A 24,558-nucleotide genomic window follows, 5' to 3' on the forward strand; every position below is an offset into this window, starting at 1 on the left:
TGATTTGATTGTTTAACTGCCAAACTCTGTAAATTGTCGTATGTAGGGTTCGTGAAATGCCAAAATGATATCTTGTTTGGGTACTCCCATTTCTACTAATTGATTAGCAATTCCCACTTCAGTACCATCATGTTGAATCCAAATTTTCCCATCTTTAATATCAAGATGTAAAATGCAACCAAAATCTCGTTTATTTTCTCTCCAACCGACATAAAGTAATTGATAATGGTCTTGTTGCTCGTCAAAAATTGTTTGCACTTCATACTCTTCGTATTTTCGTGACATGGAAGCTCGCTTCTGCCTTGCGGAAAGCAGATGTTTGATATATTGCCGATATTGTTCTACAGCCATTGGCTTATAACCTCCTGCTCTACATCGTAAATCATCAATCGTAATTGATATTTTTCAACTGCTGATATAATAAATTTTCGTTGAAAAAAAGTTTGATAAATAGGCAATCTTACAGCTAAATAAAGTAAACGTTCGGGTTCAATTTTCTCTAAGGCATCTCGATAATTTAAAAATTGTCCCAAGGCAGTATGAAATTCGGAAACATTCGATGGACTAATAAAACTTTTAATTTCTACCGCTATTTTTTCTCCCTCCCGTTCTGCACCTAAAAGTTGTTCTGCGGCTAAATCAATCTCAAAATCGACATCATCTACATTAATTTCATAGGGGTCATCTGTAATTTGCCAGCCTTCTTTTTCTAGAGAATTTCTGACAACATTATGAAATCTATCTTTTGCCATAGGAATTTGCTATTTTTAACAACTAGCCTAGTTCAAAGTAGATAATACACAATATTTACCACACTTCCAATTTTAAAGGTTTGTTGTGTAGTTATTTCTGAAAATATGCTAAAAATCATCAGTCTAAGGACTTGAATATTGTCGCGATCGCCTCTGTAACCTCATAGAAATAATTTTCCGTAATTTCCCACAAAACTGCGTAAAAATTCCCCACCTTATTCATAGAAGAGTTTGAAGAAGTTGGGGGATTCACCATGCATTGATGAAAGTCTATAGATTTGCGGTTAATAAGCGATCACTTGTCTTCCTGTTACATCCTATTTCCCAACTTTTTGTTTTGCTGCTGCGGAAATGGGTAATTTCAAATTTTGTTCGTAGACAAACTCGTTACGAATTTCAATGGGAAGTTTGGGCAATGTGTCACGGGAATTGAGAGCATCAAGAGGGGATACTCGTAGGGTATACTTCCCTACAGGAACGCCATCCAGACGATACAAACCAAACTGGTCAGTCACCGCAGATAAGACCCTAGAACCAACCCCATTGAGTAATTCTACTCTAACTTGAGGTACGGCTTGACCAGATACGTCGGTGACACGTCCCGCAACACCGAATTCTGGACGGACTGCAAAGTCTACATTAGTGACTGCGGAACTAGCAACTTTTGCTACTGCCGAAGTTTTCATTACTGACAATTCTACTGGTAACTCATCCGGTTCCACCTGAATGGAGTAAACACCTTCTGGTAAATTACCCAAGTAGAAATTGCCTTGGGAATCAGTGCGGGTAGAACCAATATTTTGGTTACGATTATTGAAAACTTGGATATTAGAACCACTCAAGTCAAACTTTTCCTTACTACCTTCGAGCTTCAATCGTCCGGCGATCGCTCCCCTATCTTTACTGATACCAGAATTACTAGATGGAGTAACCCTACCACCAGCGAAGGATAAATCTGATACTAAGGATAGAGTTAGGCGATCGTCTCCAAATCCACCCATGAAACCTCTAGTTCGCGAAGGGATACCTTGATAGTCAATTCTGGCAAATAAACCGGGTAATACTTGCATACTTGCACCCGCGATCGGTCCAATTTCCCCATCACTGACAGCAAGTCCTAAATTCCAACTTAACTCTCGCAGACTATTAGGTGTCCGTCCAAAACTCAGAGAATAACGCGCAGCAGCGTTACCACCAAATTCATTACCCAGTGATAACTGATAATCACGACCAAATTTATAACTTAAATCAGAAATATAATTATCGCCAAAAGTGTTAAAAGTCAACCGAGTCGCATTATTTGGCTGATAAAATGCATTGAGTAAGTAACGTCCATATAAATCAGGTCTACCACTCAAAGATAAGCTTGAAAAAGGTCGAGCATAAAATGTCGGCAACACATAATTAACGCTCTCTGATTCATCTTGCCGACTGCGAGCAATAAAACCTAAATTGAAACTATTATTAAAGCGATATCCTACTTCTAAACTGTGATTTGATAATCTCCCATTCTTTCTTTGAGGTTGATATCCTTCAGGTAATTCTTGGGAATTAGCAGTAATATCTAAACGGTCTAACTGGAAATCTAAATCCGCAGAGTAGCCTAATTCACCATTAGAACTACCAATATTTGCTGATAAAACTAAGGGATTTGCTAATCGCCAAATAAAACCTGCTTGAGTTTGTAGTGTATCAGGAACAGCTTGTACACCTGCTTCTAGAGTCAAGTTCTTACTTAAACCCTGACGGATTTGATAAAAACCAGTTAACTTACCGTCATAATCAGAGTTCGCGTTACCTAGCAAGTTATTCTGTACTAAATTTCCACTAAAACCAACACCACCAAGCTGCACATTTCCACCAGAAGGCAATAATAAATCAGAAGCATTGATTCTTACAGAGCGAATTTGTGCTGGAACTCGTAAGTTACTCCGGTCAAAAATCAGTACTTCAATCTCATTATTTTGACCAACAGGTAAATTGACATCTAAAAACTCGTATTGACCGTTAAACCCTACCTGTTGTTGTGCAATAATCACACCGGATACTCGCAATTGCACAATACTTGCTGCTGGTGCTTGTCCTCGAAAAGTTTGTATTGGCTGTGAACGTCTCGGTATTAATTCATTGGCTCCATAACTACTGTATAAATTATTTGCTGGCAGATTTGTATAACCTACTTGAAATCCGGTAAAACTCATCCCATTTAGTAGCGGATGTAATGCTAAATTCTGCCGTCCCAGTTGATATTGAAAGGCTCCACTACGCTTATATAAATAATATTCTGATAAATCTGGCTCGTTAACAAAATTATTGTTTAAACGTAACTGATAGGACCAATCAAATAATCTGCCACCAACTAGGGTTGAACTACTCCAGTCAGTACTACCACTACTACGAGAAACACTTAATTCCTGACGAAAATTAGAAATACCAGTACCAGGAGGTAGGAAATCTGGTTTTAATTGACTAGCGCTTGATATATTTTGTCTAGTTCCTGCTCTCCATGGCAGGTCAGTTAATAAGGTTAAATCTGCTGTATTTAATTCAACTTTAATTTTAAGTTTTTCGGCTAAAATGACATTACTAATATATTTAATACCATTTTTTTCTTGTATCTCATTTTCAGAGATTTGTACATTCCCTAAGGGAGTGACAACTTGATACCCTTCACCCTTGACTTCAAAGGTTAAATTTGCAATATCAGCAAAGCTATCAATTGGTAATAAAAGAATATTTCCATTCTGAATAATATCTATTGTCCCAACTTCTCTGCCGTTAATTAAAATACCTACCAAAAATGGGTCATCAGGTCTTCTCGCAAGCTCCAGTGTTGGTTTGGGAACACTAGAATCAGTAGGAGTTTTCTCTGTAGTATTAGAATTATTAGCTGCGGCTAGTTTTTGTGAATTGTTTGTATTATCTGTATTTACGGAAGTATTATTATCAATGCTATTTGGGATATTACTATTTAATGATGCGGATATTGACATTTGTACGAATTCTTGTACCAATGCCAGAATTTTGTTTGTATTCAGGTTGAGAGAGGCAATTTCTTGAGGGGAAGAATTATTACTATTCTCTGTACTTTCCCTATTGCTAGACTGTGATGTATCTGTTGGTGTAATATCTGTGACAGTTCTATTTAAGGATGCATATAAAGATGCGCTAATTAATTGTTGTACAGTCGCAAGAATATTATTAATTGGGTTAGTATCTTGAACCCTGTTATAACTTAACTGATTATTCGCTTGATCAGAGCTAATATTTTGATTCGGATTATTTTTATCTGCTGTTACTGTAGATGCAACGGTTTCGGAAGTGGCATTTTCGGCAGTTTCATTATTGCCATTATCAGAGGAATTACTTTTATTTTCAGTAATATGAGGGTTATTATTTTTTGCTAGCAGTAATTTGTCAACTATTTCGGATTTTTTTCTCGGAAGCTGAATATTAGATTTAATTGAATTAGAGTTACATTCAGTAATTACTGTTGATTGATTTTCTGAATAGCCTTTCACTAAAGTAGAGGATGCTAACAGCTTATGAAGAATATTATTAGCTAAACCTGGCTTTTGTGAATTTACTGAGTTAAGGCAGTTACTGACTTTTTGGGGATTTTTGGCATCATCATGACTCAGCACATCTTGCTCAGTCTTAACAGTCATGACTATTGGGGGGGGGACGGGAGGTATTGCTAGGTAGAGCATAATTTTTATCAAAAAATTAACTTAATTTATTCTGGTCGCATCAATGATTGAATTTTGCAAATTTTATAAGTCAACCTGAGTGAATATTCTGGATAGCTATAACTCAATTAATTAGTTATTATGTCTTGGTAGTGATATTAAAAGCTGGTCACGTTTGTTTCAATGAACGTAATTTAAGTCTCAGTCATACAAAATGACCAGCCATACAAGATTTTGAAAAAATTACTTAAAAAACAAATCTCAATGTTATTTGTTTCTATTTAATCTCTCCTTAAATCTTCCTGTTTTGGGAGAAGTTACTGGTGAATTATTTACTGTAAATGGGATACCTTGGTCAATTTGCTTGCCACTTAAATCACCATTTATATCCAATATATAATTACCAGGGGGTAATTTTTTTGCTATTTCAAGCAATAATTGACGACGATGATTAGGAAGTATAGGTGGTAGCTCAAAATTACCTGCTTCTAGGATGTTAGCTGGTAATTTCGATTTGACATTACCTAGATTTGATATTGATTGTGTAGACTTAGCTCCTGGGTATTTCGTTGCCTGCCAAATAGCGTACTGTCCTTTCATCCGCACATGAGCATTCCCAGAATTCAAGATATCAAATGATGCTTGTATAGAGCTACCTTGTGAACTGACTGTAGCAGAATTAAGGCTAGCAATACGTTTAATTTCTCCAGAAAAGCCATAAATAACTACACCAAAACGTCCGACAGTTGGAATATTATCTGATTTTTTATTTTCGGGTAGTATTTCTTCTACAAACAATACAGCACGGCTTTCTCCAGGAACAGGTTTTACCTTAGGACGAACAGCAAAGCGAATTATTTGACTGCCCCGAGGAGGAATTGTAAATTTCGCCGGAGTAAATACAATCGACTGATCAAGGGATTGTTCATCAGAAGATGCTTCCTGTAGCTGATTTTTCTCATTCATTGTCCAGTTACGAACATATACTTTAATGTCTACTGGCTCATTAGAGAGATTAATAATTTTAATGGGTTTAGTACGTGTTTGTTTCCCATTAATTTCAACTTCTACTCGGGGAGGGCTAACAGAAACCTCCATCGCACTTACGCTAGGTAAGCCCAGAGTGAGTAAGCTTATGAGAGAAATAAAGATACTTTGGAAGTTAATTTTAGACATTTCTTTTTCTCTATCAGTTAATTTTGTAAATTAAAAACCCATCGATTTACTTCTGCATGATGTAATGCAGATGATAATACTCAAGGTATAGTCTTAAGAGAATCGTTTTATTCAAAACATCAGCTTGTAGAGTACGTTAGCGAAGTTTAGCTTGATTAAAAAGGCTAATTTTTCATACTGACGTACCCTACAAATATGCAATGAAACAAAAATTCATCAACATCAATAAACTGAAAAATCTATGGTGAAGAGCAGTTGGTACTTTGTGTAGCAACGCATATTTTTACTCCTCCAGGATGAGTTTTGGCTGTTACTTCTGATAAGGATAAGTTGGTAAATGTTAGTGTAAATTTACCTTCCAGAACTACAGTTCCATCAGAGCAAGTGGTAAATTCACTGATACCTGTGTGTGGGTTAGCCTTCGCCTTTTTAAATGGATTTCCAGTATCAGTTGTAGATAAAACTGTATATGTAGGAGCATTGGACTTAGCAGCTAGAACATCATTGGCTTGAACTCGCATTCGCCAGATGATAGGAGCTGTTGTGAAACTAGATAATAAAGTTAGTGCGGTTGTTGATAAGTCTTGTTGACTACCTTCAATATAGTTACTAGAAGCTTCAGTCGAATCTGGCTTAAACACAGGGGTTTGCCAATTAACGAAGGACATATCATAAACTGTTGCCTGACAAGCAGAGGCAGTAGATTGTGCAGACACTGGTAGCTGGCAGCTACCCATAATTGCTATGCCTGTCAAGCAACATTTCAAAATTCTGTGGCAGTTCATTCGGACAAATTTTTCTAATTAAGGGAATGTAACGATCCCGGAATTGATGGTGATAAAGGTAATGAGTCAATATTATTTTTAGGTACTGGTGACAGGTACTATACCTGCACCAGAGTCATACACAATGTTCAGCTATCTATGGGTTAGTTGCAGTAATTTTGATAGAACCCTGGGAATAAGTACCAGCTTGGGCACCACCTGCACCAAAATCAAAGACTAGCGTTACTGAACCTGTTCTACCAGAGCCAGTTGGACTTAAAGCAACACCTGTTTGAACACCTGTGCCAGCTTTCACTGACATAGTTGCGCTATTATTAGTAGCGGCATTTGCAAGGTTTTTATGTGTCAATTGGTCGTTAACAACTGTGACGTTTACATCTGCTGTTACACCAGATGGACCCCAAAGGCGGTATAAAGGATTAACAGTTTTTTCGACGGTTGTTGCTGCTCCAATATTTTGTGCAGTTGGTGCAGTAGGATCTAAAGTATTTACTTGTCCTTCTACATAATCAGGTGGTGTTGCATCTTTAAAAGTTGCGTTTAAATCACCAGGTGTGACTGTAAATTTCAAGCTATTGTATGTACGTAAATACATAAAAGGCTCTACCTTAACTTCAACAGGTAGTTCTACATCTAATGCTTGAGCAGGAGCAGCAGCAAAAACACCACCAACAACAGCAGCGCTAGCAGCCAGAATTCCTAAAAATTTGTTATTCATGAAAAAATTATCTCCGTGGTTTAGGTTATGTGAATTTTGTAAGTTTGATTAACTCTCGTTATCTCTCGTGCAAACTTTTGCTATTTTGAATAATTGTTTGATAGAGATTCCGTAGTTACTCTGAGAGTCGTAAAAAATGCCATCAAGATGGAAAATTATATTTTTTCTGTTTTTAAAAAATTAAATATAACCTCCTGAAAATATCGACTTTATAATTACAGTCTTCCTTCCTGAAATCAGGAAATAAACTTTGAAAACTTACATCAAGAATGTAACTTGTATACTCAAAATACAACTTCAGTGAGAATATGGAATTGTATTTAAATATCTGTGATGAATGGTCAGTAATCACACTGACGACATAGATAAATTCGTGATAAAATACATACAAACTGGAGATAAAAATAAATTTTTATGGCTTTTGATGCAAGTACTTTTGGCGATACTGCAAGTGCTAGGTAATGTTTCAAGCAACTCGTCGGCGTTTAGCTCTTTGGTACACTGCAATCACTGCTTTGCTCTTGCTGTTATTTGCCAGTGGTGTGTATTTGTATGTCCGCAGTACGTTAATTGAGCGAATTGACGATACTTTGAATCATGTTGTGGAAGTGGTAGAACGTTCTCTAGTAATTGAACCTACTAACTCTAGCTTGGATAAATTTCGGATTAATATCGAAGCTAGCTTTCGCAATAATGCTGAGGCTGTTGATGATGACCATATTGACATTGAATGGTTCAGTGCAAATGGTAAGTTGCTGTGGTCTACTTTTTCCGAACCCCTAGATATTCCCATTCACTCGAATCGTACAGGGGAAACTGTCAGAGTCGTGAGAACGCAAGCAAAACAAGAGTCGGTATCTGTAAGTTCTCCTCCCCTGTTGCTGCGACAAGTTACCCAAAGGGTAGAATTTGGTCGGCAAGTGCTGGGATATCTGCGTGTGAGTCATCCCTGGTTTGAGGTGACGAAACCCAGTCGGCAGTTGATTTTTGATTTGGGTTTGGGTACGGGGTTAATGGTAATCTCTGTTGCTGCGAGTGGCTGGTTCCTATCGGGAAAAGCTATGGAACCTGTAGGAGAATCCTATCAACGTTTGAAACAATTTACTGCGGATGCGTCCCATGAGTTGCGTAGTCCCATCGCCCTGATTCAAACTAATGTTCAGGTAGCTTTGGCAGAATTGGAAATTGCGGAAGCTGAAAGTGTCATTCCTCTGCAATATCGCCAACAGTTAAAATTGATTGAAAGATTAACTCAACGTTTGGGTAAGTTAGTAAATGACCTGCTATTTTTAGCACGGCAGGATAGTGGGATTAGTCGGGAGAGTTTTGCGGAATGTCCAATAGATGCTCTGTGTATGGAGGTGGTGGAGGAACAGCAATTAATGGCAGGGGAAAAAAATATTAGTTTGATGTTAAATTTACTTGACCCTCCAGCCATCGAAACTAGTCCCGAATTATTGGATAATTGGTTTACTATTCAGGGCAATTGGGATCAATTGGTGCGTTTGTTAACAAATTTGATTAGTAATGCTTTGCGGTACACGCCAGAAGGTGGAAAGGTGGTTGTGGAACTAACACGGGTTTTGCGTTACAACAGTCCACTGTTGCAGATTCAGGTGAGTGATACGGGTATTGGTATTCCCTCGGAAGCGTTACCCAAATTATTTGACCGATTTTATCGAGTCGATCCGGCGCGTAGTCATGGTACAGGTAAAAGTAGTACTGGTTCTGGTTTGGGACTGGCGATCGCCCAAGCAATTGTGGAAAATCATCAAGGTCATATTTCCGTTGAAAGTACGGAGGGCAAAGGTACTACTTTCTCAGTAATTCTACCGATAAAGTTAGAGTCATAGATTACTCTCTATCCTAAGCCGATGGCGGGATTTGAACCCGCGACCGCTCGATTACGAATCGAGTGCTCTACCACTGAGCCACATCGGCACAAACAATCAGGAATCATAACACACAATAGCATCATGCCACAACAAAATCTCCCAAATTCCCTCCAGCAAACTAACCCAGAAAAATATGCTCGTTTGCGAGCAGAAGCAGCAGCACCCTATCGAGGATTACGAAAGTTTATCTACCTCACCTGTGCTGGCTCTGGGTTTATTGGTGGCATGATTTTTTTCACACAGTTACTTGCTGGACGTGATATTGAGCATGCACTACCTAATTTTGCATTACAAAGCGGTGTTGTAGCTTTAATGGTGTTTTTGTGGCGTTGGGATAGGGATAGGGGGAAAGGAAGAGGTAATACCAATTCGTAAGTCTTGCTCTGCGAGAAGCTACGCTAACCTAAATTCACAAATCCTGGTTTGACTGGGATATGTATCAGGATTTTTGTGAAATGCGATGAGGCTATGTTTCTGTACAACTCTTCCTCTCACCGACTCCCTACTTTTTATGGCAGTCTTACCAAGTAGGGTGAAGTAATTGCCTTGGCAGTACCAACATTCACCATTGCTTGATAAACAAAGGCGGCAACTTCTGCCCTTGTTGCTTGACGATTGGGGTTGAGTTGCTTCAATGTGGGGTAGTTAATCACCATTTGCCGTGTGGTGGCAGCAGCAACTGGGGCTGTGGCATACTGGGGAATTTGTGCGGCATCAGCATAAAATGCTATTGCATTTTGATTTGTTGCTGTTAAACCTAAACCATTCGCCAGGGCAACAAGTACCTGTACGCGGGGAATTTGCTGTTGAGGTTTAAAGGTTTTGTCGGGATAACCAGAGACATAACCACCACGATAGGCAGCTTGAATTGCTTGATATCCCCAAAAATTGCTCGCGACATCGCTAAATTCCATACCACTGCGCTTTGCCGCAGGAGCCAGAGCTTTAGTAATAATAGTCGCAAATTGGGCGCGAGTTACAGGTTCATCAGGCTTAAATTCACCACCGGGGAATCCAGCAATGATATTTTTAGCAGCTAAAGCTTCAATGTAGGGTTTTGCCCAGAAATTAGCTGGTACATCTTTAAAGGCAAGGGAATCAGTGGGAGGTTGCTCAACTGTACCTGCAATAAAATCTACCTGACCGAAAATTTTCTTACTATCAATGTCATTCCCAATGGCGATGATTCTATTACTTTTGGTGGCGTTGTGCAAATCGTAACGGGCATTGTTACGGATTAAATTACCACCAGGGTTTTCATTATTACCTAAGTCGGGTAAAGCGTTAATCGTTGCAATGATTCCGTCTCTGGTGTTGTTCTGAATGATATTTTTCCGCAATACGGGTTTAGCCATATCGTTAATATAAATACCATCTTTGTTTTGGGTAATTTGGTTTTCGATGATTAGGGGTGTGGAATTACCACCGATCGCCAACCCAAAACCAGTATCCTGAAATTGATTGCCGCGAATTTCTCCCTGGGCAGATTTGGCAATGGAAATACCATTACCTTTGTTTTGCACGAATACGTTATTGAGAATTTTGGGATTGGCTGTACCTGTGATAAAAATCCCTTCCCGAATACTGTTGCTAAAGGTACTGTTGCTGATGGTGGGGTTTGCCGATTCTACCCAAATACCCGTGCCTCTGTCTTTGGTATTCGTTACACTCACACCAGTAATTGTACTATCTTTATCAGCACGAATTGTCACATTTTGACGGGCAAAGGTGGGACTGATAAAAATACCACTTCCTGTAATTAATGTTGCTTGCCCCTTCGTAGATTCATCACCAACTAAAGTCACTCCTGGTTTGACTATCAAGGGGAAGGTTTCACCACTCTCCTCACTATAGGTACCAGGTGCAAGTTGGATGACTGTATTGCCTTGAGCTTGATTGAGGGCGTAGGTAATAGTTTTATAGGGTGTTGCAGCAGAAGTACCCGCACCCGTTGCATCTGCTCCTGTTTGGGGGTTGACGTAGAGGATAACTCTAGTGATGGGAGCTTGGGCAATCAGGTTATTCGCAGAGTTTTGGCTAATTGCTCCAGCATTCACAACTCCTGCAAAGAATACAGAACTACCTGCGAGTAAAACAGATGTCAACGCCACTGATACACTAGCTTTACGGGAAACTTTTTTCTGTTTATGATTAGAAAAGCCCTGATGATTCATAATTTATTTACGTCTTTGATTTACTTAATTACCGTAAGTTGAAAAAAGTGTTAATTTTCAGCTACATCACTGTAACTTGTGTAATTGTCGAAGACCAGTACCTCAGTATTTTGGTTCCCTAAGGGGTGCTGTGGGTAAGCAAAGAATTTCCCATCTCAGCACTTTGGCATCTGAAACTTGATTTTTTACCTCAACTCCCATGGGTGTCAAACAAAAAATCAAATCTCTTGACTATTTAACTAATATCAAGCTCAATATGTAAAGTCTTTTGTGCCTATCGGGTAGTCACATGACTTTCTCTACCTCTTACGCATCCCCACCATTCCCATCTGGATGATTTTCTTGAGGGCGATCGCTTTTTCACAAATTTCTTTACCTGCCACACTGATATTGATTTATACCCAAAATGTTACGTTATCTTCATGCTACGTTACAGAATGACATACAAGGAGATAAAAGATAAAAAAAATATTAGGAAATCAAGAAAATCCCAAATATCTGAGAGACTTGTAATTGTTCAAACGGGGTCAGCTAATATAAAGACCCTGAGTATAAAATCTCTAATAGTATACGAGAGTCAATCTATAAAGACTCTCAATAAAATTTAAAACTTACTACCTCCTCTGCGCCCAATTGGCTTTTTGCTAGTTGTGGCGTTTTGTTTGACAAAAAAACTGGAAGTAATTGAGTTTTACTTCCAGCTATGCATGAGAGAATTGAGAAAATCTAAAATCAGAGGAAATCTCATTTGGGAGGAATGAAATTTATATCTGATGTCAAAAAAATGCCCCAAAAGATTGGAATTTTTCAGATGATAGTTACTTTTTCCTAGACTATGTAGATACGAATTAAGAGTCTTGATGGCAATGTCGGATAAGGGAGAAATTTACCGCGATCGCCAAGAGCTATTCTATCAACGCCTATTCTTAAAGCATATTCTGGAAGACACCACACCTTCTGTAATATGATTAAGACCAGATAATCTTCGGAACCACCACAAGTAATACAATCATTCCGAAATCAAATTTTATTTATCTTATTAAATTCATTGATATCTCCTTATAAAAAAACACATATTTCTCAAATTTATTCTTGTCTCTAATGTATATAAAAAACATTCTATCTATTTGCCATTCTGGCATATATTTATTTCCAAAATAAATTATCAAAAGAAAATAGCAGGAAAGTTTATTTAATTCATCATTTGATATTTTTTTCAAAAAGTTTTATTTGGAAAAAGTAACATCATGTTAAGCAAATGAGAGCCTTTCACGTCTATCTCGACAAAGATAAATTTTCCTCACTGTCTAATTGCCAAACTCTGTCTAAGGGATGATGTTTAAATCTCAAAAAATAGACCACCATGCTATCATGTCTCCGAAAGTTCGGTCGGTAGTCGATTCGTTGACTTGACTGGTTCTGGGAAATGAGTGGGAAATATTACCTAGCTATGGAAATGTGAATTTTTGTTGATACCAAGCAACATTAACTCACTAAATAGCATCAGGTATTTTCCCCAAACTCTGTTCACTCAGTGTTCTATCATATTCCTGTCCAGTCAATGGCTAAGTAGATTTTGACCACCAATGCTGATTGCGAATAGACTCTCACATCTTTTTTTCCCATTCAGCGATTAGTTAGGATATAGTCATCTTTCAAAGATGAGAATGGACAGGGATATTATCAGCTTCTGAACAACTCCAGGTTTATCTAGTTAAAGTCACAAAACAAAGATAAATCTTGAGTTGTTTCTGTTTTTGCCTTGAATGGTTGTGGCTCTTCCCCCTGGGATGTCAAAAATTGTTGCAGATTATTTTGTAGACTGCCACCACGGATTTCTGTTTTTTGTTTACCCACTACTTCTAGATAGGCTAAGTCTTTTAGTTTTCCTAAACAACTAGATGGCAGGCTTTTTTCAACTCTTTTTTCTGTCGGTAGGTGGGCAATTTTCATATTATCTGGACGTGAAGAATTTGCCCTCCCAACTTGGGAATTTTCTTTAATGAGACGGTTATAGGTGCGGTAGGGAATGTAATGCAAAGGATTATAGCCAGCAAAACGCAGCATGAGAACACAAGCCCAAGAATACTTGCCTGCAAGAATTGCTTCTACTAGTTGATCGAATTGTTCAGGATTCAGGTTTTTGCCAAAGTTACTACTATTACCAGGTGTTTCTTGATGCATGATGTTTATGATTGATGATGAAGTAAACCAGTCTAGATTGTGAATTGATTGCTCAGAAGATTGTTGGTTAAAGTCAACCTGATTAATCCCTCTTGTTTTTGGCAGAATTGGTAGTGGTTTCCCAAAATATCTCGGCGATGGGACGGTAATGATTGATTGCTAACACAACTGTTTCACCATTTTCTGGCTGGACTAATGGTGATTTGGGTAAAGCAATTTCTACCTGATACATTCCATCTAAGTGGTGAGTTTTTTGAGGAGAGATAGATATGACTCTGCCGGAAATAGTGGGAGAATTTGCCTGAGAGGGAAATTGCAGACGCACCAGATTTGATTTTTGAACAATACCTAGTTTTGCCTGAGGGATATGAGCAAGGAAAACTAGGGATATTTCTGAGGATGTTTGTGGGGTAATGCTTCGTCCTGGTTTGACAACCTCATCGCGGTCAAGAATATCCTGAGATGATGAGATTTGACTATTGGCAATTGTAGACAGAACTGGAGTCAGGGTTTCTGTCTGAATAAATGTCCCTTGCACCTGACTAGTTTCTTCTATCTTTCCTATCCATATCCCAGCAACAAAAATTAAGAAAAAGACAATGCTGCTGCACAGAATGAACTGGGGAAGAGGTGAAGGGTTTTTCAGTACTCTTTGCAAGGATGATGGGGTTTTACTTCTATTCCCCATATGTTTTGCCACTGGGGTAGCGGTAAAACTGGGTGACTCAGTGAAAGTCACTGCTGTATCTAAATTACCCCCGTAGATAGAGACCATTTTCAGGGAAGCAGGAGAATTGATTCCCATACTTACTGAAAACTTTGAGGTTTCGACTGCATTTGACCTGATGATTCTTTCCATGAGCTGACCTGTGATCGGAAACCTGACTTTGTATTCAAGTCTGTTGATGACTTAGCCGGAATTGTGGAGAAACCCTGAGGGTTTTGCGACTGTAGTAAGAAAAAGCAGTGCCTGAAGTAAAAATTTACCTTTCGTCATTCCTGACTAGGGGTATGAAAAGTCTCCGTTTGGCTCTTGGTAGATGCAGCTATATCCTCTTAAATATTGTGCTTACTTTTGAGGAAATTATGTAACTCTCAATACTGTTTGCCGATTAAAGTAAGTACAAATACGTTTTTATGACAATCGCAAATAAATCCTTTTCATTTTTCATTCTACAAGAACAACATTTGTACTTATACTATTTTTTGCAATGAATGTCATCTATTTCTTTAGCTCCTTTGTGATTCCAATGTACTGAAGGTATTTTTGTATTCACTTACGTATTGTGCAACTTTTGTTTGTGTCCGTTAGTTAGAAATACTGGTTATTCAATTCTTTAAATTACGAGATTTTTGTAATTTTAGTCGAAGTTCGTGCGATGAAAACATACTAAAACATTCTCCTGAGACTAATTAGTATTTTTAGGTAATGTGTTTAGGTTTACATTGAACAAAGCTCGAAACAATTGAGACTTTTCTCTAGCTTTATCGATTTCGATTCTTGTCCATATAATCTCTGTGACTCCTATTTTACAAAGGCTACTTCGTATATATTATATTGCATAAATATAATATTTTGGTAAAACAAAAACACGAAATTGGCAAAAAATAATAACATTATTAAGTGACTAAAAATGCGATTATTTTGTAACTTTTGAGTCTTGCAGTATTGCTGCGATTGATATATAATTTAATACCCGGCGATAAGAGGATATTGGCAGCAAAAAGAATAAATATTGCTTGGTGACTCTGGGCATGTGTAAAGCTGAGAACAAGAGATTTTGTTGGCGATGTAATCCATATTTAAAGTTTTGGTAAGAGTCAAGGGGTGAAAAGTTACTAGAGATGCTAGTAAGTTTATAGATGTATTTGTTGTTGAGCCAGATGGAAATAAAAGCCTGGAGTTGACATTAGTTGTTGATGGGTGCCTTGTTCAATTAAGATACCTCGGTCAAGTACGAGGATGTAGTCAGTGTCTTGAACTGTGTTGATGCGATGACTGAGGATAAGGGTAGTTGTCTGCTGAGGTGAGCCATAGTTGCGGCGATGAATGCGGTGTAAATTGCCTAGAAAACGTCGTTCAGGATGTAAATCCCAGCAGCTAGTAGCTTCATCCAAGATGAGGATGGGAGGATTTTTTGCTAAAGCACGGGCGATCGCAATTTTTTGACGTTGTTCTGGGGAAAGTTGCACACCTCCCTCTCCGACTTTGGTTTTGTATCCGAGGGGTAGGGTGGTAATGAAACCGTGAATTTCTGCTAGTTTGGCGGCGGCGATCGCCAATTCCAGGGAAATATCAGAGTTGTACAAACTAATATTTTCCCAAACTGTAGCCGAAAACAGGAAATTATTATCATGAACTACTCCAATTTGCTGACGTAGGGATTGGGGGGAAATCTCGGCGATGTTGTACCCGTCAATGAAGATACATCCTGACTGGGGGGGGTATAAGCCCACTAGTAAATTCGCCAGGGTACTTTTTCCGGCACCACCGACACCGATAATTCCCACGGTTTTCCCTGGAGGGATGGAAAAAGAAATATTAGCCAAAGTCGGGCGTTTTTCTGTGGGGTGATAACCAAAGGAAACATTTTCTAAGCGAATCTCTCCCTGAATAGGTGGCATCACTAACAAGGGAGTTTGGCTGGTTTCTTCCGGTTTAGTAGTTAAAACATCATTGAGTCGTTCCAAGGAAATTAATACTTCTTGCAATTCCTCCCAAAGTTCCACTAACCCTAAAACGGGGGTAATCACATTGCCAATCAGCAGGTTAAAAGCCACAAATTTTCCCAGGGACATTTGCCCATGAATGACTAAAGTCGCCCCATACCAAAGCACCACAGTACTACCAAGATGATTTACCAAGCTGCTAGTTAACTGTAAATTATTAGCGAGTACCTGCCCGCGAAATCTTGCTTGTACCATCTCTGAAAAATGCTCTTCCCATAACCAACGCAAAGGACGCTCAATTACCGCAGTCTTGACGGTAGCGATTCCTTTAAACATTTCTGTCATTGCCACAGTTTGTGCCGCAGATTTGTGCCAGAGTTGGCGGGAGATTGTTTTCAGTTGGGGGCTAGCAGCTAAGGTTAAACAGACAATGGGCAGCACTGTCAGTATGACTACCAAAGTTAGAGGTAAATTATAACTAGCCAGTAAACCCAGGGAAATCACCACCATCAGAGCATCCAAAGTCGTCGTAATGGCACGACGGGTGAAAAATAATTGAATGCGGCGGTTTTCCTGAATCCGAGTCAGAATATCGCTCACTGGGCGATCGCGAAAAAACTGCATTGGCAAACGCAGAGTATGGGCAATGACACTACCAAAAATACTCAAATCAGTACAGTTGGCAAAGTAGTCGAGAAGATACTGCCGTACTGCCCGCAGGGTAAGTCGCCAAATACCAAAGAATAGAAACCCCAGGGCAAGCCAATTGAGAGTCATCACGCTTTGACTGGGTAAAATCTGATCTAGGGCGATTTGGGTAAAAATCGGTGTTGCGAGTCCAAATAATTGCCAGAGTAGGGAAGCCAGAAAAATTTGCCACAACAAATGACGGTAACGCCAAAATGCCTTGCCATAGCCAGCGAGGGAGATTTTGTCATTTTCCCTGGCATCTAACCTTTCTGTGGGTGATAGCAGTAATGCATACCCTGTCCAATGGGTGATAAATTCTTGACGAGGGATAGGGCGTTTTCCAAGGGCGGGATCGGAAATTAAGACGCGATCGCCACGAATATACCAAACAACTACATAGTGAATTCCTTGCCAGTGGGCAATCCACGGATAGGTTTGTAACTCTAATTTATGTAAGGATGCTCTGACTGCTAGGGCATCATAGCCCAATTCTTCGGCAGCATGGGCTAAGGCTGGTAAAGATGCTCCCTGCTGGTTCGTTTGGGCAAGATTTCGCAAATTATTAATACTGAAGCGCTTACCCCAGTAGCGACTCACCATGGCTAAACAAGCTGCCCCACAATCACTATTTCCCTGTTGGGGAATGAAGGGATAGGCTCGCCACAAGCCAGCTTTCAACCATCTGGAAGTACCTGGGGAAACAAAATCAATCTCCCCATCCTCAAAACTGGCAATCAGAGTATTCTCTGAAGTCGGGAGAGTATTCTCCGTTGGTGGATTTTCCTGGGTATTAAGAGATTCTGCCACCACCGACACCGCATCTGTCTTTGCAGGTTCTGTAACTACCGATAGGACAGATTCTGAAACCAAGGAGGATGGATTTGCCAATTGACTACAAATAGCTACGCCGGCTTCCCAATTTTCCTCGGAAAGGTGATATAATAATAAGTCCGTTTGAGCCATACCTTCAGGTACGTTCAAATCCGGGTATCCCCAACTCTCGCCCACGGAGAGTGGTTTTGTTTTCCCTTGCTGGTCGGCAATTTTGCCCCTGAGTAACCAAAATCGCCCAGGAACAGCCGCCGCAAATTCCGTCAAAGAGCAACCAGCCCTCACCTGAGTCTGAGACAGTAATGGTAATAGTCGCCCTAGGGTTTGACTTGTCTCAGTCCGTAGCTCCGTCAACGTTTTCAAGAAAATTAGCGTTTGACGTTCCTGAGTAGCTTGTTGCCAGTACTGTTGCAGTAAAGGTAGTTCCGGCTCAATGCGTTTCCAATCAGCTAGAGCTATACGAGCAACGGTGACAGAATTAGCCGCGATCGCTCGATAAGCCAGAGAACAGGGGAAAAAACAAAAATCAGCGCCAAAGGTTGCTTCCGGTAAAAGTAACTGCGTTGATACTTCTCGACCAACAGTCGAGTCATAACCCAAAAGTCGCACTCTTCCTTGGCAAACTAAGTAGAGGTAACAGTCATCTCCATCTACTTGTTTTTCAGGAATGTAAGAGTGAATTACATCCCCAAGTTGAAATGCTTGCATTAACCAACCTTGGCTGAGTTTCGTATTGAGACTCGTATCTCCTGCCACCATCCTCATAAACTTGAGGACAGTCGCATCAGGAGAGGAGTAGCTCTGCTTAGTTGCAAAAGCGTTGTCTCCCTGAACTCTAAACGACAGAGGGGAGTTCATGGTTGATATCTAATGCTGGGTGTACTGAAAAATTCAAAGTATATTTTTTGAATGCAATCTGTTTGTGTGAGAACCATCTATCGGTATATTTCTGGTTATCACAGCGCATATTTATGGGATGAGGAAAGTCTCACCTCACAACAAAAGTCGCCAAAAAACTGATTTTTTCAAAATTTTAATCACCAATTTTGCCTCTATAGTTACTCAGTGGCTTTTCTGATAGTGAAAGTATTCGCCAAAACTATTCTCTAACCAATACATACTGTTTTGTTGCCAAGGAATAAGTGCTACCTGATACTATTTCGCGTTCCATCTTCTGGCTAGGTAAAACCTTTGGTTAGGTAGAGTTGAATGAATGAATCTCTAGCACCTCTAAACCAAAATAGTATAGTGCATTGTGATGACTTTTGAACTGGTACTACTAACAAATCCTGATACTTTATCAAAATTTTACTGAATCTCCCTATATAAATTTATCAACTAGATTGGTTTTTGATTGTGACTATCACTATAAGTATTGCCAGCGATAAGGTTAATCAGAAAGGACTTACACGACTTTGATACTGACATGAATGTGATAAATGATTATTATTTCATGGAATATACTACTGAAAAATAAAATTTTAATTTAATTTTGCACTCAAACATGAATTAAGACATTTTATACTGGACGTACTGAAATAGAAATCAAGCCAAAATCAAGTTATTTGAGAGTCTAGATCAGGAGTTATAAGATACCTTTCAAGACTTATGCTGCTGTTCCGTAAAAACGAACAAAAAAAATTAGGTAAGGAGTAAGGAGTAAGGGGTAATGAGTAAGGAGTAATGAGTAGGGAGTAATGAGTAAGGGGTAATGAATAGGGAGTAGGGAGTAGGGAGTAATAGGTAGTGGGTGAATCTCAAAAACACCCTTCCCTATACTTTCTTATCTTCTTTGCTCTCCCTTAACTCAACAAATAGATAGCCCAAATAGCCATTGCTCGTAGATAGGTACTAGCGCGGAAGGTACCGACAGCAGTAATTGCTTCTGGAGTGCGAAACTGTAATCCGTTGGTGTATATCTGTGTAACAACAGCTTTAGTAATTTCCATAGCTTGCTGCTGCATTCCCATTTGCACCATAAATGCAGCTAAACCGAAGTTGATTCCTGTCCAGACTTCTAGGGGATGGGTTGCTTTGGGGTTTTCTGGGGAACCATTGGGTAGTAAACCGTTAGCAGCACCAAACTTGCCATCATAGAACTTAAGAAAACAAGTTTCGTAAACTGTTTCTAAGGCAGAACGGGCGCGATCGCCAGCCACAATGTCAGGTAAATTTAACAAACGGGCGTAAAATTGTCCACATAATTGGTCTGCCATGACGACATCAGAGCCACTTTCGCTATCTAGACGGTAATACTTGCCATTCCATAACTTATCTTCGTAAATGGGACGGGATTTGTTTAACCAAGCTGTGTAGATAGCTTTTTGTTGCAGAATCTCCTGGTTTTTTTCAGGAATCACCGGGTTTGTCAGTAAAACATCACAAATGGCGATCGCTGCTTCGAGTGCTGCTAACCATAACCCACCACAATATGCACTGATACCCAGTAATCGCCAATCATCAAATGTTTGATCGGGAGCGCCAGAATTTTCCGGAATTCCATCACCATCCCTGTCAAAGGTTTTTAGATAGTCGAGAGTTTCAACAATGGCATCCCAACATTCGGCAAGGAACAATACATCATCTCCCCCTGTGAACACAAAATCTCGGTATACTTGCAAAACGAAATCACAACCTAAATCTTTCCACAGGTTACAGTCTTGGTAGCTGGTATAATTGGTCTTTTCCCAGACGTGTTCATTTGGTGCGCCTAAATCGTGAGGAGTTGCCCCTGCTGCCTTCCGCACTGCCATAGGGCTGTCTGCACCGATGGTATAGTAGTAACCAATAATACGAGGAGTTGGGTCACTGTGGAAAATTGCCCTCGCAAAAGCACGCATTACAGCTTTTTCCAGTTGGGGGAATAACATCAACAAGGCAAAGGAACCATACAACCGCACATCTAAACTTTCGTACCAACGATAATCTAAACATTCCAGTACGGCAAACTGCCCATAGGTATCGGTTTCTGTAGCAGCACTCCAGAGAGTACCACCGGCAGTTAAATCGTAAAGTTCATTAAATAATGCCATTTTGAACCAATCAGGTAAATCCTGGCGGTTGAGAATGGGTTCCTGCCAAGTTTGGATTTGCTGCTGCCAAGTTGGGTAATTTTCTAAGGTTGTCGTGGCGATCGCCCAAGCATTTTTACTATCACGGGTAAAAAAGTCGGTGTATCTGCGAAAGTAATTAACCCCTGTGGCAAATTCTGTCACCGGAAAATCCCAACTCAAAACAAAGGGAATTTCTAGGGTTTCTCCTGGTTGAAGGGTAAATTTCACTGCCAAAGCAGCACCTAGCTGTTCATTTCCCTCCGCAGCTGTGGCATTTGTAATATTCGCCAGAGTACCATCTTGGGCAAAAGTCTGCCAAATTTCATTACCCGTACCTTCCGGATTCCAGCGAGTGTGATGGCATACTTGCACTTGAGGATGTTTTCTAGTGGCAATACACCATTCTCCATCTCCTTCTTGAGGTGTTTCCCCTCGATGATTGCCTAAAACACAACCGATGTAATCTGCGCTTTCTTGCAGTTGATTGTAGTTACCTTGACTTTGCAGCCACCGAGGCTGATACTCGTATACCGGGCTACCATCATCTCTTACCCGTACCTCCGGGGATTTCAAGATATTAGTAAACCAACCCGCAGTATTTTGCCAAGTCACCATAATACTGAGGGTAATAGGTGCGTCTGTGGGGTTATGTGCATTCCAGAGAAATATTGCCACTGGGTAACTGGTTTGTTGATAGTTATCTGCCCAGATGGGGGAAAATTGCTCACAGGTTAACTGTGCTTGGTAGACATCTTTGTAGACATACCAACTACGGGGATATAAAGCATGGTAAGTACCTTTACCGGGGGTGTACCACTGCCAAGCCGAGAGGCTACCATCTTCCGGGGCAACTGTAGACAGGGCATAGGTTTGAGATACTTCACCATCAGACTCAAACACACTAAATTGACAAGCAGGGATATTAGCGAAAGTATGCTCACCCCCGTCAATCTGCCAAAGGTTAAAATCACCCCGTGGCGATCGCCCAATACAACCTGCACCAAAACCACCTAAGGGCATTCCATGCCATGGACCATCATCTATATTACTGGCATAGCGGACTGTATAGGGCTGATCCCAGCCGATACCAATGGCACGACTCCAAGCGCAACTAGGGATTTGGGGGGGCAATTGCTCTGTCATGGTGTTATGTCTACAGCAAGTTCAGCTATAGATAATCTCACACCTAGGTACATTCAGCTAGTGAAAGGGGCGATCGCGTCTTTGTTTCTCACTATTTGGTAGATGGTTATTTCAGAAATGTGAAACTTCCCTGCCAACTACCATAATTTTGACTACTAACTCCATAGCGGTTAGTTCCTTGATAAGACGTAGCTCCGGGAAGAATTTTAATTTTCACTCGTCCGCCATTTTTAGTATTAATAATTCCTCTATGTACAGCTGCACTACAAATTGAAGAATCATCGGTATAAGTATCTGTTCCCCATACAGAACCGATACTACCATTTGGTGAACAATCAAAGGTAAAATCTTGGTCTAAGCGTCCACGTAGATTCGCTGCACTTGTACCCCATCCTAATAATAAAACTTGTGGTTGAGTAACTATCGGTGTTCCTTGTGCAGTCAGAAAAATAAAACTCCCTTGCCAACTGCCGTAACCCTGAGTACTAACTCCATTTCGGTTAGTCCCATTATAAAAGTTTTCTCCAGGACGAATTCTCATGGTGATTTTTCCACCATTTCTGGCTGTAATTAACCCTGCATGAACAGCTGCACTACAAATCGAAGAATCATCTGTATAAATATCTGTTCCCCATACAGTTTTTACTGCACCACCAGATGGACAGATAAATGTAAAATCTTGGTCTAAACGTCCACGGAGATTACCAGCATTTGTTGCCCAATCTATTTGCTCCATAGTAATTAATGGTGATTTTCCTGGAGATTGAGCTATGGCAGAATCAAGAATAGCTATTGATAATGCAAGAAAAATTATAGTTGGATAAATTCTTGTTCTCATCTTTATCTCCAATTTTATCAACAGAGTAATATTTCTGATAAGTGAAAAAAATAGACAAATTATTCTGATACTAAATCTCGTTCTGTCGTGATAGTTTCAGGATAATGAGATTGCTTCCCTCCGCTCGCAATGACAGTACAGATGCTACTATTTCTGACAGCAACTTAGTATGAGTCGATATCAGATGATAATAGTTACTTTAAATCAAGTAAACCTTCTTCTTTCAACTTCGGATTAAATCTAATTTGTGCTTGTAATCCTCGTGCTGCTAAAACTGCCAGAATTTCTGCTTCTACTCGTCTGGCAACATTCTTTAATACTTTCATTTTTGCTAGGTCATCATTCATCGGATGAGCATAACTTGTCTGCTCTGCTTCCGTCATCATTGCTTGTACATTAATTGCCTGTGTCCAAGCTTCTTTGTCACTATCATTCCCTAGGGGAATACTGCCATTTTCTGCTATCCAAGCTTTTTCAATCTCTTCTAAAATGGTACGGTTAGGACGCTCGATTGTGTGAGCTTTTACCCAATAACATTTATCTGGCTTTCTGACTAAATGCTGTTTGAGACTGACAATTACATCTCGTGAATAACCGACAAATTGTAGATTTTTCTCTTGATTAAAAATTGCGTATACTCCAATTTTTCCGGGAAAATTCTCAGTCACTTGACCATTCTCGTCGATATAGGAAAGATATTCTAATTCATTTAAGGTGGGAAATTCCTTATCTTGACTCATGGTTTGATATTTTTAAAAATATTTTTATCCTAACAGTTTGGAAAGGGGAAATGAGATTTATTAATATTTATTTTTGTTTGAGCGGTACAGAGTCACTCCATCATCATCTCAATCTCATGGTACAGGCGATCGCATTCACTTTAATGGTTTGTAGTAAGGGCTTTAGACCTTCATTTGAGGGATACATCGCTGATTACGAACCTATGGGATTAACTGGCGATCGCCAAGGAGAAATCCTCTAGCTTATCGCCTCCTTTTCTTCCTAACTAAACTTTTCTCAAGAATGGTAACAGGTCTTGGAGAATAGTTTCATGGTAATGTTCTTGGGGATAATGTCCCACATTATTTAACCTAATTAATTCTGCATTGGGCAAAGACTTCTCTAATCTTTCTGCCATCTGTACATTTAACCAGGGGTCAATCATTCCCCATTGAATTAGGATAGGTTGCTGCCAATTTTTCAAACCTGCTTCTATTTCAGTTGTCGCTTGTTCTAACTGAAGATTACGAATGGTATTCAGTAAAGCACGACCGGAAGCCGAGGTTTTTAAGAAAGGTTTACGATATACATCTAAATCATTGTCTTCTATGCGATAGCGACTGCCTCCTTCTAAAGTTCTATCAACTAAAAGGGGGTCTTGGGTCATCATTTCCCCAGCTAAAGGTAAACCCATTTGTTGAATTTTCCAAGGTAATTTCGCCGCAGGAGAAATCGGTGTATTGATAATAGCTATATTGGCAATCTTTTCTGGATGACGTAGGGCATATTGTAAGCCAACGGAAGCTAAATATCCTTGGACTACAAGAGAAAACTTCTCTAATTCTAGAGCATCAATTAAGTCTCCCAGGGCAGTAATAAATGCATCAGGAGTATAGGCAAAGTCTCTCTTTTCCGGTTTGTCTGAGAAACCATAACCAATCCAATCGGGGGCGATCGCTCTGGTTCCCTGTTTTGCCAAGGCTGGTATAATATTACGCCAGCTATAACTTTGAGACACGATACCATGGAGTAGAACTACTGGTAAAAGCTCACTTCTACCAATGGGTTCGGCTTCACGATAAAACCATTTAAGTGATTTTACTGTTATTTCTTGTTCTTTTATTGACATTTTAAATGCAGAGATGCAGGATTCGTGATGAAAAAATAACTATTAATATAGTCATCATCAACTACTCACAAGGATGGTGGGGGAGATTGGTATTAACCATGAATGATTTTC

Annotated in this window: 17 protein-coding genes and 1 tRNA gene; 3 read left to right on the forward strand and 15 right to left on the reverse strand. The window is 39.7% G+C overall.

Annotated features, from left to right (window positions below; genetic code table 11):
* Positions 1–12: 12 nt before the first annotated feature.
* From IJ00_RS13515 to IJ00_RS13540, 6 genes are all read right to left on the reverse strand, one after another.
* A complete protein-coding gene (locus tag IJ00_RS13515; protein WP_035153825.1) occupies positions 13–351 on the reverse strand; it encodes a XisI protein in 339 nt (112 codons plus the stop codon).
* Positions 342–752, reverse strand: coding sequence for a XisH family protein (locus tag IJ00_RS13520; RefSeq protein WP_035153827.1), 411 nt, complete (start codon positions 750–752; stop codon positions 342–344). Before IJ00_RS13520 ends, IJ00_RS13515 begins: the two co-directional genes overlap by 10 nt.
* A 317-nt stretch (positions 753–1,069) precedes the next feature.
* On the reverse strand, positions 1,070–4,420 hold the full coding sequence (locus IJ00_RS13525) for a carboxypeptidase regulatory-like domain-containing protein (protein WP_238178338.1): 3,351 nt from the start codon (positions 4,418–4,420) through the stop codon (positions 1,070–1,072).
* A gap of 288 nt (positions 4,421–4,708) precedes the next feature.
* Positions 4,709–5,617 carry a molecular chaperone gene (locus IJ00_RS13530; protein WP_035153831.1) on the reverse strand — a complete coding sequence of 303 codons (909 nt, stop codon included), beginning with the start codon at positions 5,615–5,617 and terminating at the stop codon, positions 4,709–4,711.
* Positions 5,618–5,856: 239 nt separating this feature from the next.
* Positions 5,857–6,354, reverse strand: a complete 498-nt coding sequence (locus IJ00_RS13535) for a hypothetical protein (protein ID WP_035153833.1) — start codon at positions 6,352–6,354, stop codon at positions 5,857–5,859.
* Between the two features lie 184 nt (positions 6,355–6,538).
* The gene (locus IJ00_RS13540; RefSeq protein ID WP_035153835.1) at positions 6,539–7,120 is read right to left on the reverse strand and encodes a hypothetical protein; all 582 of its coding nucleotides are present in this window, start codon (positions 7,118–7,120) and stop codon (positions 6,539–6,541) included.
* Between the two features lie 461 nt (positions 7,121–7,581).
* Here IJ00_RS13540 and IJ00_RS13545 point away from each other — a divergent pair, with 461 nt between their 5' ends.
* Positions 7,582–8,973: a cell wall metabolism sensor histidine kinase WalK gene (locus IJ00_RS13545; RefSeq protein ID WP_035153837.1), complete on the forward strand. Its 1,392-nt coding sequence runs from the start codon at positions 7,582–7,584 to the stop codon at positions 8,971–8,973.
* Positions 8,974–8,989: 16 nt separating this feature from the next.
* Here the strand turns inward: IJ00_RS13545 and IJ00_RS13550 are convergent.
* Positions 8,990–9,061, reverse strand: a tRNA-Thr gene (locus tag IJ00_RS13550).
* A gap of 35 nt (positions 9,062–9,096) precedes the next feature.
* Between IJ00_RS13550 and IJ00_RS13555 the strand changes: the two genes are divergently transcribed.
* Positions 9,097–9,390 carry a DUF3493 domain-containing protein gene (locus IJ00_RS13555; RefSeq protein ID WP_035153839.1) on the forward strand — a complete coding sequence of 98 codons (294 nt, stop codon included), beginning with the start codon at positions 9,097–9,099 and terminating at the stop codon, positions 9,388–9,390.
* A 134-nt stretch (positions 9,391–9,524) separates the two neighbouring features.
* Here the strand turns inward: IJ00_RS13555 and IJ00_RS13560 are convergent, their stop codons facing one another.
* From IJ00_RS13560 to IJ00_RS13590, 7 genes are all read right to left on the reverse strand, one after another.
* Positions 9,525–11,189 (reverse strand): DUF1565 domain-containing protein, encoded by a 1,665-nt coding sequence (locus IJ00_RS13560; RefSeq protein ID WP_035153841.1) that lies wholly within the window; start codon positions 11,187–11,189, stop codon positions 9,525–9,527.
* 1,710 nt (positions 11,190–12,899) lie between these two features.
* Positions 12,900–13,373 carry a HetP family heterocyst commitment protein gene (locus tag IJ00_RS13565; protein ID WP_035153843.1) on the reverse strand — a complete coding sequence of 158 codons (474 nt, stop codon included), beginning with the start codon at positions 13,371–13,373 and terminating at the stop codon, positions 12,900–12,902.
* Positions 13,374–13,455: 82 nt separating this feature from the next.
* Positions 13,456–14,178: a hypothetical protein gene (locus tag IJ00_RS13570; RefSeq protein ID WP_035153845.1), complete on the reverse strand. Its 723-nt coding sequence runs from the start codon at positions 14,176–14,178 to the stop codon at positions 13,456–13,458.
* A 1,052-nt stretch (positions 14,179–15,230) separates the two neighbouring features.
* Entirely contained in the window at positions 15,231–18,422 is a 3,192-nt protein-coding gene (locus IJ00_RS13575; RefSeq protein WP_201782628.1) for a cysteine peptidase family C39 domain-containing protein, read from the reverse strand.
* A gap of 944 nt (positions 18,423–19,366) precedes the next feature.
* Complete coding sequence (locus tag IJ00_RS13580) at positions 19,367–21,760, reverse strand: GH116 family glycosyl hydrolase (RefSeq protein ID WP_035153847.1); 2,394 nt, start codon at positions 21,758–21,760, stop codon at positions 19,367–19,369.
* Between the two features lie 106 nt (positions 21,761–21,866).
* Positions 21,867–22,598 (reverse strand): LCCL domain-containing protein, encoded by a 732-nt coding sequence (locus IJ00_RS13585; protein ID WP_052754459.1) that lies wholly within the window; start codon positions 22,596–22,598, stop codon positions 21,867–21,869.
* Positions 22,599–22,792: 194 nt separating this feature from the next.
* The gene (locus tag IJ00_RS13590) at positions 22,793–23,338 is read right to left on the reverse strand and encodes a GIY-YIG nuclease family protein (protein WP_035153849.1); all 546 of its coding nucleotides are present in this window, start codon (positions 23,336–23,338) and stop codon (positions 22,793–22,795) included.
* A gap of 50 nt (positions 23,339–23,388) precedes the next feature.
* On the opposite strand from IJ00_RS13590, the gene IJ00_RS13595 reads away from it, so the two are divergent.
* Positions 23,389–23,580 carry a hypothetical protein gene (locus tag IJ00_RS13595; RefSeq protein WP_046814814.1) on the forward strand — a complete coding sequence of 64 codons (192 nt, stop codon included), beginning with the start codon at positions 23,389–23,391 and terminating at the stop codon, positions 23,578–23,580.
* A gap of 24 nt (positions 23,581–23,604) precedes the next feature.
* Here IJ00_RS13595 and IJ00_RS13600 read toward each other — a convergent pair whose 3' ends face one another.
* Entirely contained in the window at positions 23,605–24,447 is an 843-nt protein-coding gene (locus IJ00_RS13600) for an alpha/beta fold hydrolase (RefSeq protein WP_035153850.1), read from the reverse strand.
* Between the last annotated feature and the right edge of the window lie 111 nt (positions 24,448–24,558).

The sequence above is a fragment of the Calothrix sp. 336/3 genome (assembly GCF_000734895.2).
Lineage (GTDB): Bacteria > Cyanobacteriota > Cyanobacteriia > Cyanobacteriales > Nostocaceae > 336-3.

Excerpts from the sequence above, each read along its gene's own strand:
- IJ00_RS13515 (WP_035153825.1), bottom strand. The coding sequence starts at position 351 with ATGGCTGTAGAACAATATCGGCAATATATCAAACATCTGCTTTCCGCA.
- IJ00_RS13520 (WP_035153827.1), bottom strand. The coding sequence starts at position 752 with ATGGCAAAAGATAGATTTCATAATGTTGTCAGAAATTCTCTAGAAAAA.
- IJ00_RS13525 (WP_238178338.1), bottom strand. The coding sequence starts at position 4,420 with ATGACTGTTAAGACTGAGCAAGATGTGCTGAGTCATGATGATGCCAAA.
- IJ00_RS13530 (WP_035153831.1), bottom strand. The coding sequence starts at position 5,617 with ATGTCTAAAATTAACTTCCAAAGTATCTTTATTTCTCTCATAAGCTTA.
- IJ00_RS13535 (WP_035153833.1), bottom strand. The coding sequence starts at position 6,354 with ATGGGTAGCTGCCAGCTACCAGTGTCTGCACAATCTACTGCCTCTGCT.
- IJ00_RS13540 (WP_035153835.1), bottom strand. The coding sequence starts at position 7,120 with ATGAATAACAAATTTTTAGGAATTCTGGCTGCTAGCGCTGCTGTTGTT.
- IJ00_RS13545 (WP_035153837.1), top strand. The coding sequence starts at position 7,582 with ATGTTTCAAGCAACTCGTCGGCGTTTAGCTCTTTGGTACACTGCAATC.
- IJ00_RS13555 (WP_035153839.1), top strand. The coding sequence starts at position 9,097 with ATGCCACAACAAAATCTCCCAAATTCCCTCCAGCAAACTAACCCAGAA.
- IJ00_RS13560 (WP_035153841.1), bottom strand. The coding sequence starts at position 11,189 with ATGAATCATCAGGGCTTTTCTAATCATAAACAGAAAAAAGTTTCCCGT.
- IJ00_RS13565 (WP_035153843.1), bottom strand. The coding sequence starts at position 13,373 with ATGCATCAAGAAACACCTGGTAATAGTAGTAACTTTGGCAAAAACCTG.
- IJ00_RS13570 (WP_035153845.1), bottom strand. The coding sequence starts at position 14,178 with ATGGGAATCAATTCTCCTGCTTCCCTGAAAATGGTCTCTATCTACGGG.
- IJ00_RS13575 (WP_201782628.1), bottom strand. The coding sequence starts at position 18,422 with ATGAACTCCCCTCTGTCGTTTAGAGTTCAGGGAGACAACGCTTTTGCA.
- IJ00_RS13580 (WP_035153847.1), bottom strand. The coding sequence starts at position 21,760 with ATGACAGAGCAATTGCCCCCCCAAATCCCTAGTTGCGCTTGGAGTCGT.
- IJ00_RS13585 (WP_052754459.1), bottom strand. The coding sequence starts at position 22,598 with ATGAGAACAAGAATTTATCCAACTATAATTTTTCTTGCATTATCAATA.
- IJ00_RS13590 (WP_035153849.1), bottom strand. The coding sequence starts at position 23,338 with ATGAGTCAAGATAAGGAATTTCCCACCTTAAATGAATTAGAATATCTT.
- IJ00_RS13595 (WP_046814814.1), top strand. The coding sequence starts at position 23,389 with ATGAGATTTATTAATATTTATTTTTGTTTGAGCGGTACAGAGTCACTC.
- IJ00_RS13600 (WP_035153850.1), bottom strand. The coding sequence starts at position 24,447 with ATGTCAATAAAAGAACAAGAAATAACAGTAAAATCACTTAAATGGTTT.